This is a genomic window from Streptomyces sp. NPDC051976 (genome assembly GCF_040680795.1).
In the GTDB taxonomy this organism is placed as follows: domain Bacteria; phylum Actinomycetota; class Actinomycetes; order Streptomycetales; family Streptomycetaceae; genus Actinacidiphila.
On the sequence record NZ_JBFAXL010000071.1, the window covers coordinates 1 to 14,128 of the forward strand.

Here is a 14,128-nt window from a genome sequence, read left to right on the forward strand (position 1 = left end):
GCCGTGCTCCCCGCACAGGGGTCGGGGAGCACGGCGGCCGACAGGCGCGCTACGGCGCCAGCAGCGGGGCGCCGGTCGCCGCCCGTACCTGCTCGACGCTCACGTCGGGCGCGGTCTCGACCAGCCGCAGTCCGTCCGGCGTCACGTCGATGACGGCGAGGTCGGTGACGATACGGTCCACCACCCGGCGGCCGGTGGCGGGCAGGGTCAGCTCCTCGACGATCTTGGGCGAACCGTCGCGGGCGGTGTGCTCCATGACGACGATCAGCCTGCGGGCGCCGTGCACCAGGTCCATCGCGCCGCCCATGCCCTTGACCATCTTGCCGGGGATCATCCAGTTGGCCAGGTCGCCCGCGGCGGAGACCTGCATGGCGCCGAGCACCGAGACGTCGATGCGCCCGGAGCGGACCATGCCGAAGGAGAACGCCGAGTCGAAGTAGGCGGCGCCGCTCGCGACGGTGACCGTCTCCTTGCCCGCGTTGATCAGGTCCGGGTGCTCGTCGCCCGCCGCCGGGTAGGGGCCGACACCGAGGATGCCGTTCTCGGAGTGCAGCACCACATGGACGCCGTCCGGCAGTTGGCCGGGGATCAGCGTCGGCAGGCCGATGCCGAGGTTCACGTACTCGCCGTCGCGCAGCTCACGGGCGGCGCGGGCGGCGAGCCGGTCGCGGGCCGCCCCGGAGCTGTCACCGACAGCGCCTCCCGTCAGGGGAGTTCCGGTCTCCGCCCGTACCGTACGGCGCTCGATCCGGCGGTCCGCCGGGTCCGCGGCCACTACCCGGTCCACGTACACGCCGGGCAAGTGGACGGCGTCCGGGGGCAGTTCGCCCGGCTCCACGATCCGGTCGGCCTCCACCACGGTGATCCGGCCCGCCATCGCGCACAGCGGGTTGAAGTTGCGGGCGGCGGCGTGGAAGGAGCAGTTGCCGTGCCGGTCGGCGACCTCGGCGCGCACCAGGGCGAAGTCGGTGGTGATCGCCTCCTCCATGACGAAGCGGGAGCCGCTGAACTCCCGTACCTCCTTGGGCGGTGAGGCCACCGCCACCGCGCCGCCGCCCGCCGCGTACCGCCAGGGCAGCCCGCCCTCCTCGGCCTGGGTGCCCACACCCGCGGGGGTGAAGAACGCCGGGATGCCGGAGCCGCCGGCGCGCAGCCGTTCGGCCAGAGTGCCCTGCGGGGTCAACTCCACCTCGAGCTCGCCTCCCAGGTAGCGGCGGGCGAACTCCTTGTTCTCGCCGACGTACGACGAGGTCATCCGGGCGATCCGGCCGAGCTGCAGCAGCAGGCCGAGCCCCCAGTCGTCGACCCCGCAGTTGTTGGAGACCACCCGCAGCCCGGTCGTGCCCGCGGCGGTCAGCGCGCCGATCAGCGTCGAGGGGATGCCGCACAGCCCGAAGCCGCCGACGGCGAGCGTCGCGCCGTCCGGGATGTCCGCCACCGCGCGGCCGGGTGAGGCCACCACCTTGTCCATGCGTCCGCCTTCCCCGTGGGGGTGAGTGAGGTCCGTGGGATGCCGTCCGCGCGGCGCGATGAGGCCGAGGGGTCCGGTCCTGTCACCTTTGCGACCGGCGACCGGCGCCGCCATGGTTCCCGCCGCCATGGCTCGCCGGAAAGGAGCGTGCGCCGCCCACATGTCCGGTGGGGCGCGGCGCTTCTACGGTTTGCGCAACAATCCACCTCTCCGGGAGCCGGTCACCATGCGTCGCAGCACATCGAGAACGATCACAGGCAGATCCCTCCCCGCGCTGGCGGTGCTGGCCGCGGGGGTGCTGCTGGCGGGATGCAGCGCGGCGGGGACCGCGGGAAGTTCCTCGTCGGACGGCAGCGGTTCGGCCGCCGTCAAGGTGGGCCTGGTCTACTCCCGCAGCGGCCCGCTGGCCGCCTACGGCAAGCAGTACCTGGAGGGGTTCAACGCCGGTCTGGCGTACGCCACGCACAACACCGGAAAGGTGGGCGGCCACCGGATCGAGGTCACCGAGCAGGACGACGCGGGTGACCCGGCGAAGGCCGTGGCGGCGGCCAAGACCCTGATCGGCAAGGGCACGAAGATCCTCGCGGGCACCACCGACTCCGGTGTCGCGCTGCAACTGGCGCCGCTGGCCGCGCAGAACAGGGTGCTGTACGTGAGCGGGCCCGCGGCCACCGACGCGCTGACCGCCGTCAACACCTTCACCTTCCGCTCCGGCCGCCAGTCGTACCAGGACATCCTCACCGCCGGTTCGCTGCTGGGCGACTCGCACGGCAAGAAGGTCACCGTGCTCACCCAGAACTCGGCGTTCGGGCAGGCCAATGTGGCCGCGGTGAAGCAGGTGCTGGGCGGGCAGGGCGCGAAGGTCGACGCGGTGCTGGCGCCGCCGAGCGCGGCCGACCTGACGCCGTTCGCCCAGCAGGTCAAGTCGCGCAAGGCCGATCTGGTCTTCGTGGCCTGGGCGGGCGCGAGCGCGCCCGCGCTGTGGACCGCGCTCGACCAGCAGGGCGTGGTGGGCTCCACCAAGGTCGTCACCGGTCTCGCGGGCACCGCGTCGTACCCGCTGTTCGGCGCGGCCGGGGCCAAGGTGTCGTTCCTGGCGCACTACTTCCCCGGCGCCGCGGGCACCCCGGTGGAGAAGGCGATGCTCGACGGCATCACCAAGGCGGGCGGCACACCTGACCTGTTCAGCCCGGACGGCTTCACCGCGGCGCTGATGATCGTGCACGCCGTCGAGGCGGGCAGCGCGCAGGACACCTCGCTGATGGTGAAGGCGCTGGAGGGCTGGTCGTTCCAGGGGCCGAAGGGCGACGAGCAGATCCGGGCGGTCGACCACGCGCTGCTGCAGCCGATGTTCACCGCGAAGCTGATCGGCACGGGCTCGGCGGCGAAGCCCGTCCTGCTGATGCGGCTGCCGATGGGCGCGGTCACGCCGCCGTCGAAGCAGATGGCGGGCTGACCGGTGACCCCCGTACTCCGGCTGCGTGACCTGGGGTGGTCGGTCGGCGGCGCGACCATCGTCGAGGATGTCTCCTTCGACGTGCGCGAGGGCGAGTTCATGGCCTTCATCGGTCCCAACGGCGCCGGCAAGACCTCCCTGTTCAACCTGATCAGCGGCCTCGTGCCGGCCACCCGGGGGTCCCTCGCGCTGGACGGCGCGGACATCACCGCACAGGGCGTGCCCGCCAGGGCCCGCCGCGGGCTCGGCCGCACCTTCCAGACCTCCAGCCTGTGGCCGGGGATGACGGTGGCCGACCATGTACGGCTCGCCGCGCAGGCGGCGGGCGGCGGCTCGTACCGGATCTGGCGGCGGGCCGCGGGGTACGCCCGCCAGGTCGGGGAGGTGCTGGAGCGCACCGGGCTCGGGCACCGCGCCGAGGTGCTCGCGAGCGCGCTGTCGCACGGCGAGAAGCGCAAGCTCGAACTGGCGGTGCTGCTGGTGGGCGAGCCCCGGCTGATGCTGCTGGACGAGCCGATGGCCGGGGTGAGCGCCGAGGAGGTGCCCGCCCTGACCGAGCTGATCCGGTCCCTGCACCGGGACGAGGGCCGCACCGTGCTGATGGTCGAGCACCACATGGACGTCCTGCTGGGTCTGGCCGACCGGCTCGCCGTGATGCACCACGGCACCCTGCTGGCCCTCGACACCCCGCAGACCGTCACCGCCGACCCCACCGTGCAGCAGGCGTATCTCGGGGAGGCGCTGTGACGACGACGGACGACACCCGCCCGGCAGCGGCAGCCGAACCGCTGCTGCGGGTAAGGGACTTGAAGGTGGTCATCGGCGGCAGGCACATCCTGCACGGCGTCGACCTCGATGTCGCGCCCGCCGGGGTGACCGCGCTGCTCGGCCGGAACGGCGCGGGCAAGACCACCACGGTACGCGGTGTGCTCGGCCTGGTGCCGCGTACCGGCAGTGTGCGGTTCGCCGGTGAGGAGACGGTACGGCTGGCCACCCACACCCTGGTGCGGCGCGGGATCGGCTACGCGCCGGAGGACCGCGGGGTGTTCGCGGCGCTGACGGTGGCCGAGAACCTGCGGCTGGCCGAGCGCCGCGACGCGGGCGAGCCCGCGTACGCGCTGGTCCACGAACTCTTCCCCGAACTGCGCCAGCGCGCCCGGCAGGCCGCGGGCACCCTCTCCGGCGGCCAACAGCAGATGGTCGCCATCGCCCGCACCCTGCTCAACGGCAACCGGCTGATCATCGCCGACGAGCCCACCAAGGGGCTGGCGCCCCGGGTCGTCACGGAGGTCGCGCGGGTGCTGGAGCGGGCCGCGCGGGCGGTGCCGGTGTTGCTCGTGGAGCAGAACCTGGCGGTGGTGCGGCGGTTGGCCGAGCACTGCGTGGTGTTGGCCGACGGGCGTACCGCGTACCGCGGACCGGCCGCGGAACTGCTCGGTGACACGGACGCGGCCCGGCGTCTGCTGGGCGTGGCCCGCCACACGGAGCCGACGGCCGCCGCCACCGCGTCGGCGCCCCCCGCCACTTCAGGAACGACAGCGACGGCCGCCACGTCGGCCGCGAAAGGACCGACCATGCCGCCGGACGACGCCGCCGCGCCGCAGAGCGCTGTCCCCGCGCCCGGAGAGGGGGACGACTGATGCCCACCGTCGTCCTGCTCGCCGTCACCGGACTGGGCCTGGGCGCCCTGTACTTCCTGGTGGCCTCGGGCCTCTCGCTGATCTTCGGTCTGATGGACGTGCTCAACTTCGCACACGGCGCCCTGCTCTCGGTCGGCGCGTACGCCACCTGGTGGGCCGCCTCCGGGCATCTGCCGGGCGCCGGTTCCGGCGGCTTCGGCTTCGTGGAGGCCGTCGCCTTCGGCACCGCCGTGGGGACGGTGGCCGCGATGCTGCTCGAACTGGCGCTGATCCGGCCGCTGTACGACCGGCCGCGCGAGCAGGTGCTCGCCACCGTCGGGGTCGGCCTGGCCGTTCCTGCGCTGCTGTCCGCGATCTGGGGCGCCGACGCCCGGCCCTTCCCCGGGCCCGCCGCGCTGTCGGGCACCTTCGGTCTGCTGGGTGCCCGGATCCCGGTCAACCGCCTGGTGCTGATCGGCGCCGCGCTGGTCGTCCTGGTGGCGCTACGGCTCTTCCTCGGCGGCACCCGGCACGGCCTCGTGGTCCGCGCCGGTGTCGAGGACCGGGCGATGGTCACCGCGCTCGGCATCGACGTACGCCGCGCGTTCACCCTGGTCTTCGCCCTCGGCGGCGCCGCGGCCGCGCTGGGCGGGGCGCTCGGCGGGCTCTACTACGGGTCCGTGGACCCCGGCCAGGGCACCTCGCTGCTGATCTTCGCCTTCGTGGTGGTCGTGATGGGGGGTATGGGGTCGGTCGCGGGCGCCGCGCTGGCGGCCGTCGGGGTGGGGCTCGTCCAGCAGTTCGCCAACTACTACACCACGTCGGGACTGGGCGACCTCGCGGTCGTCGTCCTGCTCGCCGCGCTGCTGCTGCTCCGGCCGCGCGGGCTCACCGGGAGGCTCGCATGACCACCGCCACCCCCACCCGCGAGGCGGCCCCCGCGGCGGCCCCGCCCGCGGCGTCCGGCCAGGTACGCCGGATCGCCCGCTGGTGGCCCGCCGCGGCGCTCGCGGCCCTGGTCGCGGCGCCGTACAGCTCGCTGCCGCTGCCGGGGCTGCTCGACGGGCCGATCGGCAGCGCGGGCAGCCTCCAACTCCTCGCGCTGTGCCTGGTGTTCGGCGCGTTGGCCACCGGCTACGACCTGCTGCTCGGCCGTACGGGACTGCTCTCGTTCGGCCACGCGCTGTACTTCGCGGCGGGCACGTACGCCACCAACACCCTGATGATCGAGGCGGGTCTGCCGTTCGGTGTCTCCGCGCTGCTCGGGGTGCTCTGCGGGATCGCGCTCTCGGCGCTGCTCGGCGCGGTCGCGCTGCGGGTGAGCGGGATCGCGTTCTCCATGGTGACGCTGGCCTTCGCGCAGGCGGGCTCGATCCTGGTGGAGCGCGATCCCGGCGGTGTCACCGGCGGCGAGGAGGGGCGGGCGGTCCCCGCGGGGCGGCTGCCAGGATCGCTGGTCGGCATCGACCACACCGTCAACCTCTACTGGGTGGCGCTGGCCTACCTCGTGGTCACCGTGGCGGCCGTGCAGTGGGCGGTGCGCTCCCCCACCGGCCGGGTGTGGGAGGGCATCAAGGAGAACGAGCGGCGGGTGGAGGTGCTGGGCCTGCGGCCGTACGGCTTCAAGCTGGCGGCCTTCGTGCTGGCCGGGGCGCTGGCCGCGGTCGGCGGCGTCGTCCATCTGCTGCTGACCGGCGGCGCGACCCCGCAGACCACCACGTCCGACTTCACCCTGTCGCTGCTGGTGATGGTGGTGCTCGGCGGCTCCGGTTCCCGCTGGGGCCCGCTGATCGGCGGTGTCCTCTACACCTGGGCGGATCACCGGCTCGGCGACCTCGCCGGGTCCGGCTCGGTCGCCGGACTCCCCTCCGCCTTGCGGATTCCGCTCTCCCAACCGCTGTTCCTGCTGGGCACGTTGTTCGTCGTGGTGGTCTACGTGCTGCCCGGCGGTGTCGTCCGGCTGCCGGAGCGGCTGCGCGGGCTGCGCCGCCCCTGACGCACCGGGGCGCCCGGCCTCCGGGCGCCCGGTCCCGTCGGGCCTAGCCGATGTTCTCGCCCGTGCCCGACAACAGGTGCAGGCGGAGCGCGAGTTGGAGTTCCAGGGCGCGCTCCGGGGAGTTCCAGTCGGCGCCGAGCAGCGCCTGGATACGGTCCAGGCGCTGCACCACCGTGTTGACGTGCAGGTGGAGTTCGTCCTTGGTACGGGTCAGGGTGCCGCCGCAGGCGAAGTACGCGCCGAGGGTGCGGACCAGTTCGGTGCCGCGGCGGGCGTCGTACTCCAGCAGCGGGCCGAGGGTGGCGGTGACGAAGGAGTCGACGTCCCGCTCGTTGCCCAACAGCACGCCGAGGAAGCCGAGTTCGACCGCGCTGGCGCCGTCCCCGATCCTGCCCAGGGACTGGAGAGCGCGCAGGCAGCGCACCGCCTCGGCGTGCGCGTCGGCAAGTGCCCGCGGTCCGGCGGCCGGTCCCCCGGCGGCGACGGTGACCGGCGCGCCGACCACGGGGGTGAGCTGGCCGACGGCGGTCCTCGCGGCCTCCCCCGGCAGGGTTCCGTCGTGCGGCAGCAGCAGGACGACGGTGCCCGACTGCTCGGCGCTGATGCCGTGGCCGCCGAAGAGGTACTGCACGGCCGCGCCCGCCAGCTTGTCGTGGACCTCGGGCGGGGCCTGCGCCACCAGCACCAGGCACGGCCGGTCGAGGTCGATGCCGAGGCGGCGGCCGCGGACGACGAGCCCGCCGGGGTCGCGCCCTGGTGCGGTGAGCAGGTCGGTGATCAGCTCGCCGCGCACCCGGTTCTCGGCCTCGGCCACCGAGCGGCTGAGCAGCAGCAGAAGCGCGGTGACGACTCCGGCGCGTTCGAAGAGCCGGCGGTCGGAGTCGTCGAGCCGGTCGCGCCCGTAGAGCACGAGGCTGCCCAGGAGTTCCTGCCCGGCCAGGACCGCGCAGGTCCAGCGGCCGTCGCGGAAGACCGCGCGCGCCGCGGCGTGCGAGGCGGCGGCGTGCCCGACCAGCACGGCGGGCTCGGGCACCCGGCCCTCGAAGGCGCCGCCGAGGCGGCCGACGGCGGCCAGCGGGCGGCCGTCGGGGTCGTGGATGGTGAGGTCGGCGTCGAGCAGCCCGGCGACCGCGGCGGCCACCTCGGTCAGGTCGCCGCCGCGCAGCACCAGGTCGGTGAGCCGGTCGTGGGCCTCTTCGGCGCGCTGCATCGCGGCGGCGTGCGCCTGGATGACGTCGTTCGCCTGCGCGAGCCCGGTGATGGCCCGGGCGGTGTCGATGGCGATGGCGGCGTGCGCGGCCAGCGAGCACAGCAGCGCGACCTCGTCGGGTGTGAAGGGCCGCGGGGTGCGGTCGGCGGCGAAGAGCACCCCGATCACGTCACCGTCCTGCTTCCCGCCGCTGGACCCTGAGCCGCCGCCGAGCAGCAGCGGCACCCCGAGGATGCCGACCAGGCCCTCGTCGAGGACGCCCTCGTCGATCACCCCGGTGTGCCGGAACCGCTCGTCGGTGCGGTAGTCGGGCGTCGCGTACGGGCGGCAGGTCTGCGCGACCAGACCGCCGAGGCCGTCGCCGTAGCTGAGCCGGAGGTTCTGGAAGAGCGGCGAGACCGAGCCGTCGGTGACCCGCATGTAGGTGTCGCCCGCGTCCTCGTCCCGCAGCGTCAGATAGGCGGTGTCGGTGCCGAGCAGCATCCTGGCCCGGCGGACGATCGACTGGAGCACCGCGTCGAGGTCGCGGAGCGCGGCGAGGTCGGACGCGGTGTCGAACAGCGCGGCCAGTTCCGTCTCCCGCCGCCGGTGCTGCCGCAGCACCCGGCGCACCCGCAGCGCCGTACCGGTGGCGGCCTCCAGCTCCGAGAGGTCGGACGCCCCGGCGCCGTTGATCCGGGCCTGCGCGGCGACCGCGCCGAACTCCTCCGCGGGTGCGTCCCGGGCGATGAGTTCGAGCAGCCTGCGCATGTACGGGGCGATGGGTGCGGGGTCTTCTTGCATGAGCGGCCACCATGCCGGAGGGACAGGAGGGACAGGACGAGGACAGTCAGAGCAGGGTACGGAAAACGGCGCTGTGAGGGGGCCGCCGGTGCGGCGGCCCCCTCACGGACTTCTCGGCTTCGCGGTCTTCTCGGCTTCGCGGTGCCGCGCCTCCCGTCAGGCCGACGTGGAGACGGTCTCCGCGGACGCCGACCCTACCGATCCGGCCGCCGCTTCGCCGCTCTCCCCGGTGACATCCGCCAGGTCGCGGCCCCGGGTCTCCCGGGCGAAGAGCAGCGCCACCACGGTGACGACCGCCGCGAGCGTCACGTACAGCGAGATCGGCGTCGAGTCGCCGTACGACTTGAGCAGTGCCACCGCGATCAGCGGTGCGGGGGCGCCCGCGGCGACGGAGGCGAACTGGGCGCCGATCGACGCGCCGGAGTAGCGCATCCGGGTCGCGAACAGCTCGGAGAAGAACGCCGCCTGCGGGGCGTACATCGCGCTGTGGAAGATCAGCCCGACGGTGACGGCCAGGACCAGTTCGGGGAACGACTTCGTGTTCAGCAGGCCGAAGAACGCCCAGGCCCAGATGCCGGTGCCGACCGCGCCGACGAGGTAGACCGGCTTGCGCCCGACCCGGTCGGAGAGCGCGCCGAACAGCGGGATCAGGCAGAACTGCACACCGGAGCCGATGAGGACGGCGTTCAGCGCGGTCTGCTTGCCGAGGCCCAGGTGGTCGACGCAGTAGGCGAGGACGAAGGTGGTGATCACGTAGTACGAGATGTTCTCCGCCATCCGCGCGCCCATGGCGACCAGCACGTCACGCCAGTGGTCGCGCAGCACGGCCAGGCCCGGCATCCGGTCGACCAGCCCGCGCGGCCCCGCCAGCCGCTCGCCGGCCCGCGCCGCCGCCTGCTGGTCGTCGGCCGCCTTGCGCTGCTCCGCCTTGGCCAGCGCGTCCTTGAACAGCGGGGACTCGTCGACCGACAGCCGGATCCACAGGCCGATGCCGACCAGTACGGCGGAGAACAGGAACGGGACGCGCCAGCCCCAGGCGGTGAAGGTCGCGTCGCTCTGCAGGGTGGTCATCAGTGACAGGACGCCGACCGCGATCAGATTGCCCGCCGGGGCGCCGCCCTGCGGCCAGGAGGCCCAGAACCCGCGCCGTTTCGCGTCGCCGTGCTCGGACACCAGCAGCACCGCGCCACCCCACTCGCCGCCGAGCGCGAAGCCCTGGATGACGCGGAGCGTGGTGAGCAGTACGGGGGCGGCCACACCGATGCTGTCGTAGCTCGGGACGCAGCCGATCAGCGTCGTCGCGCCGCCCATCATCAGCAGGCTGAGCACCAGCAGCTTCTTGCGGCCGATCCGGTCGCCGAAGTGGCCGAAGACCAGCGCGCCGATGGGGCGGGCGGCGAAGCCGATGGCGTAGGTGAGGAAGGACAGCAGGGTGCCGGTCAGCGGGTCGGAGTGCGGGAAGAACACCTTGCCGAAGACCAGCGCGGCGGCCGAGCCGTACAGGAAGTAGTCGTACCACTCGACGGTGGTGCCGATCAGGCTGGCGGCGACGACGCGGCGCAGGGCGGCCGGGCTGGTGGGGCGGGGCGGGGCGGTCACGCCGGTGTGAGCGCTGGACATGGGATCACCGTTCTGGGAGCGGGCGGGGCGGGAGCGAGAAGGGGGGACGGGAGCGGGGGACGGGAGCGGGGGGGGACGGACGCCGTCAGTGGGCGGTCCAGCCGCCGTCCATCGGGAGGGAGGTCCCGGTGATGTAGCCGGTGTGCGGGGAGCAGAGCCACAGGGTGGCCGCGGCGACCTCCTCCGGCTCGATGAGCCGCTTGATCGCGGTGCGCGCCAGCATCACCCGCGCGACGACATCCGCCTCGGGAATGCCGTGGGCCAGGGCCTGCTGGGCGATCTGGTCCTCGACCAGCGGGGTGCGGACATAGCCGGGGCTGACGCAGTTGCTGGTCACGCCGTGCGCGGCGCCTTCGAGGGCGACCGTCTTGCTGAGCCCTTCCAGGGCGTGCTTGGCGACCACGTAGGCGGACTTGTACGGGCTGGCCCGCAGGCCGTGGACGGACGAGATGTTGACGATCCGGCCCCAGCCGCGGTCGTACATGTGCGGCAGGTTCCTGCGCAGGATGCGGAACGGCGCCTCGACCATGACCCGCTGGATCAGCGTGAAGCGCTCCGGCGGGAACTCGTGGAGGGGCGCGACGTGCTGCAGCCCCGCGTTGTTGACCACGATGTCGGCGTCGTCGGGCAGCGCGTCGGCGGCGGCCGGATCGGAGAGGTCGGCCAGGCACAGGGTGCCGCCGATCTCCGCTGCCACCTCCTTGGCGGCCGCCGCGGCGATGTCGACCACGTAGACGTCGGCGCCCGCCTCGGCGAGGGCCACCGCGCAGGCCCGTCCGATTCCGCTGGCGGCGCCGGTGACCAGGGCGGTCCGCCCGGCCAGGAACCGCGCGCCGGGCTCGCCGGGGGCGGCGCCCGCTGCCGGACCCGCGGTGCCTGCCGCACCGCTGCCGGGACTCTGAGTGCTCTCCATGACGGCCACGCTAGAAACGAAGTGAGAGCGCGCACACGTGGCCGGTGACCATACTTCCCCGGCCGGGGATGGCGGCCGCACCCATGTCGCGCCGGACCGCCGCGGTTCTACGGTCCAGCAACCCCCCTCACCACCAGGAGCCGCACATGCCCCCCAACTCCGCCCGCAGATCCGCCCCCCGCGCCGCGACGGCCGCCCTGCTCGGTGTCCTCGCCCTGCTCGCCGCGTGCCTGACCGCGGTCGCCACGGTCGCCACCGCCGTCCCGGCCGCCGCGGCCGGTCTCACCCAGGTGACGTCCTTCGGCTCCAACCCCGGCAACCTGGCGATGTACGAGTACGCCCCGGCGAACCTCCCGGCGGGCGCGCCCGTGGTCGTGGCCCTGCACGGCTGCACGCAGACCGCGAGCGACTACTTCGCGGACTCCGGCTGGCAGAAGTACGCCGACATGTGGGGCTTCGCGCTGGTCTTCCCGCAGACCAGCTCCGCCAACAACTCGCTGTCCTGCTTCAGCTGGTTCGACTCCACCAAGGACACCCGCGGCAAGGGCGAGGCGGCGTCCGTGGTGTCGATGGTCGGCAAGGCCGTCTCGCAGTACGGCTCCGACAGCCACCGGGTCTACGTCACCGGGCTGTCGGCGGGCGGCGGTATGACCGCCGATCTGCTCGCCGACTACCCGGACGTCTTCGCGGGCGGCTCGGTCGACTCCGGGCTGCCGTCGCAGTGCGCCACCACCCAGTCCCAGGCGTCGTCGTGCCAGTACAGCCCGGTCAGCGACACCCCGGCCCAGTGGGGCGACAAGGTCCGTTCCTCCGACCCCGGGTACAACGGGCCGTGGCCGCGGGTCGCCATCTGGCAGGGCACCTCCGACTACACCGTCGTCCCGGCCAACGGCACCGAGCTGCGCGACCAGTGGACGAACGTCTGGGGTATCAGCCAGACCCCGTCGGGCACCCAGTCGCTGCCCGGCGGCACCACTCTCACCACCTACAACGACGCCACCGGCAAGCCCGCGGTCGAGCTGTACTCGATCTCCGGCATGGGCCACGGCCTCGCCGTCGACCCCGGCTCGGCGACCGAGCAGTGCGGCGCGACCGGCGCGTACTTCCTGGACACGATCTGCTCGTCGTACTACACCGCGCGCTTCTGGGGTCTCGACGGCTCCAACCCGGGCGGTGGCACCGGGACGCTGCCCGCCCCCGCGGGGCTGCGCGTGACCGGCACGACCGACACCACCGCCGCCCTGAGCTGGACCGCGGTGAGCGGCGCGGCCTCCTACACCGTCTACCGGGGCGGCACCCGCGTCGGTTCCACCACCTCCGCCTCCTACACCGACACCGGTCTGACCGCCGGAACCGCCTACACCTACACCGTCGCCGCCGTCGACTCCTCCGGCACGACCGGCGCCTCGTCCGCCCCCGTCACCGCGACCACCACGGGCAGCGGCGGCGGCACACCGAAGTGCTTCACCGACAACAACTACAACCAGGTCGCGGCGGGCCGCGCCCACCAGACCAGCGGCACCGTCTACGCCAACGGCTCAAACCAGAACATGGGCCTGTGGAACGTCTTCGTCACCCACACCCTCAAGGAGACTTCCGACGGCTACTACGTGATCGCCGACTCGGGCTGCGCCGCCTGAGCCTGACAGCCCGTCCGCGGGGACCGTCGCACCCGGCGGTTCCCGCGGGCTCCGCCGCGCCGGGCCGTCACACCCTGCGGGCCAGCACCAGGCGGCAGCGGGGGGAGCCGTCGGGGCGGCGGCCGAACTCGTCCAGCGGGACATGGCTGACCGTGAACCCCGCACGCGCCAGGTCCTCGCGGACGCCGTGCAGCGGGAAGGTGCGGTAGTACATGACGAACGGCGGGCGCCACACCATGTTGCGGACCCGCATCCCGGCGTCGAAGCCGAGCAGCGCCCAGTAGAGGGCGGAGCCGACCGGCGGCGGGGCGCCGACCGGGAAGGCGAAGAGGCCGCCGGGGCGCAGCGAGCGGTGGACCTCGGCGAAGAGGCCGGGGCGCTCCGCGGGCAGGAAGTGCCCGAACGCGCCGAAGCTCACGGCGAGATCGAAGGTACGGGTGAAGGGCAGCGCGCGCACATCGGCCCGTACCCACTCCAGGCCGGGACCGTCCGCACCGGGGGTGTCGCCGTGCGCCTCACGGGCGGCGGCCAGCATGCCGGCGCTGAAGTCGACACCGGTGATCCGCTCCCGGCACAGCGGCCGCAGCGCCCGTACCCCCGCGCCCGTACCGCAGCAGACGTCGAGTCCCCGGTCGAACGGGCCCAGCGGTGCGAGCGCCGCCGCGACCGCGTCGAGGAAGCGGTCGGGGGTACGGAAGGGCGTGTGGTCGAACTTGGGCGCCAGCAGGTCGTAGCCCCGGTCGATGGAGGAGAGCGCCTGCACGGTCAGCTCACGGAAGGTCGGCCCCTGGTCGGAGAACACCGGGCCAAGGGTACGGCCTAGGGCCTGCCCGGGTGCGACAGGCGGGCAGGCCCTAGGGGGCGAGGAGCCGCGGTGCGGCGGCGGGGTGGATGACAGCACTGTGGGAGCGCTCCCATTCGTACGGTGAAGGTAGCGCGCCGGGAATCGGCTGTAAACCCGTGGCGGCCGGGTGTCGATCCGGGGCCGGGCCGTTCGTGTAGAAGGTGAGACGCCGGCACGACGTCGGCGGCCGGGCCCAGGAGGACGACCATGCTGCACTACCTGCTCAGTGTCATTCAGCCCGCCGGAGCCCAGCGGCCCGAGCCCGAGGCGCTGGCCGCGATCATGCGCGACGTCGGGGCGTTCAACGACGAGCTCAAGGCCGCCGGGGCCTGGGTGTTCGCGGGCGGACTGCACGACCCCAGCACCGCCACCGTGGTGCGGGTCAAGGACGGCGAGACGCTGATGACCGACGGCCCGTACATCGAGGGCAAGGAACTGCTCGGCGGTCTGAGCATCATCCAGGCGCCGGACCTGGACGCCGCGCTGGAGTGGGGCCGCAAGTGCGCCGCGGCGACCACCCTGCCGATCGAGGTGCGGCCGTTCCACGACGTGATGGGCTGAGCGGTACGGAGGGGC

The 14,128-nt window shown here is 73.5% G+C and carries 12 protein-coding genes; 7 read left to right on the plus strand and 5 right to left on the minus strand.

Annotation, left to right across the window (positions count from 1 at the left end; genetic code table 11):
* Positions 1 to 49: 49 nt before the first annotated feature.
* A complete protein-coding gene (locus tag AB0M29_RS39350; RefSeq protein ID WP_365391618.1) occupies positions 50 to 1,471 on the minus strand; it encodes a 3-oxoacid CoA-transferase in 1,422 nt (473 codons plus the stop codon).
* 226 nt (positions 1,472 to 1,697) lie between these two features.
* Here AB0M29_RS39350 and AB0M29_RS39355 point away from each other — a divergent pair, with 226 nt between their 5' ends.
* The 5 genes from AB0M29_RS39355 to AB0M29_RS39375 are packed head-to-tail and all read left to right on the plus strand — an operon-like array spanning position 1,698 to position 6,542.
* Positions 1,698 to 2,927: a substrate-binding domain-containing protein gene (locus tag AB0M29_RS39355; protein ID WP_365391619.1), complete on the plus strand. Its 1,230-nt coding sequence runs from the start codon at positions 1,698 to 1,700 to the stop codon at positions 2,925 to 2,927.
* Between the two features lie 3 nt (positions 2,928 to 2,930).
* Positions 2,931 to 3,674, plus strand: a complete 744-nt coding sequence (locus tag AB0M29_RS39360; protein ID WP_365391620.1) for an ABC transporter ATP-binding protein — start codon at positions 2,931 to 2,933, stop codon at positions 3,672 to 3,674.
* Entirely contained in the window at positions 3,671 to 4,567 is an 897-nt protein-coding gene (locus tag AB0M29_RS39365) for an ABC transporter ATP-binding protein (RefSeq protein WP_365391621.1), read from the plus strand. Before AB0M29_RS39360 ends, AB0M29_RS39365 begins: the two co-directional genes overlap by 4 nt.
* Positions 4,567 to 5,454 carry a branched-chain amino acid ABC transporter permease gene (locus tag AB0M29_RS39370; protein WP_365391622.1) on the plus strand — a complete coding sequence of 296 codons (888 nt, stop codon included), beginning with the start codon at positions 4,567 to 4,569 and terminating at the stop codon, positions 5,452 to 5,454. Before AB0M29_RS39365 ends, AB0M29_RS39370 begins: the two co-directional genes overlap by 1 nt.
* Positions 5,451 to 6,542: a branched-chain amino acid ABC transporter permease gene (locus AB0M29_RS39375; protein ID WP_365391623.1), complete on the plus strand. Its 1,092-nt coding sequence runs from the start codon at positions 5,451 to 5,453 to the stop codon at positions 6,540 to 6,542. The genes AB0M29_RS39370 and AB0M29_RS39375 overlap by 4 nt, the downstream gene beginning before the upstream one ends.
* 43 nt (positions 6,543 to 6,585) lie before the next feature.
* Here the strand turns inward: AB0M29_RS39375 and AB0M29_RS39380 are convergent, their stop codons facing one another.
* The 3 genes from AB0M29_RS39380 to AB0M29_RS39390 form a co-directional block, all read right to left on the minus strand.
* Positions 6,586 to 8,535 carry a GAF domain-containing protein gene (locus AB0M29_RS39380; RefSeq protein WP_365391624.1) on the minus strand — a complete coding sequence of 650 codons (1,950 nt, stop codon included), beginning with the start codon at positions 8,533 to 8,535 and terminating at the stop codon, positions 6,586 to 6,588.
* 156 nt (positions 8,536 to 8,691) lie between these two features.
* On the minus strand, positions 8,692 to 10,155 hold the full coding sequence (locus tag AB0M29_RS39385; RefSeq protein WP_365391625.1) for an MFS transporter: 1,464 nt from the start codon (positions 10,153 to 10,155) through the stop codon (positions 8,692 to 8,694).
* An 85-nt stretch (positions 10,156 to 10,240) separates the two neighbouring features.
* A complete protein-coding gene (locus AB0M29_RS39390) occupies positions 10,241 to 11,068 on the minus strand; it encodes a 3-hydroxybutyrate dehydrogenase (RefSeq protein WP_365391626.1) in 828 nt (275 codons plus the stop codon).
* Positions 11,069 to 11,214: 146 nt separating this feature from the next.
* Between AB0M29_RS39390 and AB0M29_RS39395 the strand changes: the two genes are divergently transcribed.
* Entirely contained in the window at positions 11,215 to 12,708 is a 1,494-nt protein-coding gene (locus tag AB0M29_RS39395; protein ID WP_365391627.1) for a PHB depolymerase family esterase, read from the plus strand.
* Between the two features lie 67 nt (positions 12,709 to 12,775).
* Here the strand turns inward: AB0M29_RS39395 and AB0M29_RS39400 are convergent, their stop codons facing one another.
* Complete coding sequence (locus tag AB0M29_RS39400; protein ID WP_365391628.1) at positions 12,776 to 13,510, minus strand: class I SAM-dependent methyltransferase; 735 nt, start codon at positions 13,508 to 13,510, stop codon at positions 12,776 to 12,778.
* A 249-nt stretch (positions 13,511 to 13,759) separates the two neighbouring features.
* Between AB0M29_RS39400 and AB0M29_RS39405 the strand changes: the two genes are divergently transcribed.
* Positions 13,760 to 14,113 (plus strand): YciI family protein, encoded by a 354-nt coding sequence (locus tag AB0M29_RS39405; protein WP_365391629.1) that lies wholly within the window; start codon positions 13,760 to 13,762, stop codon positions 14,111 to 14,113.
* The last annotated feature ends 15 nt before the right edge of the window (positions 14,114 to 14,128 follow it).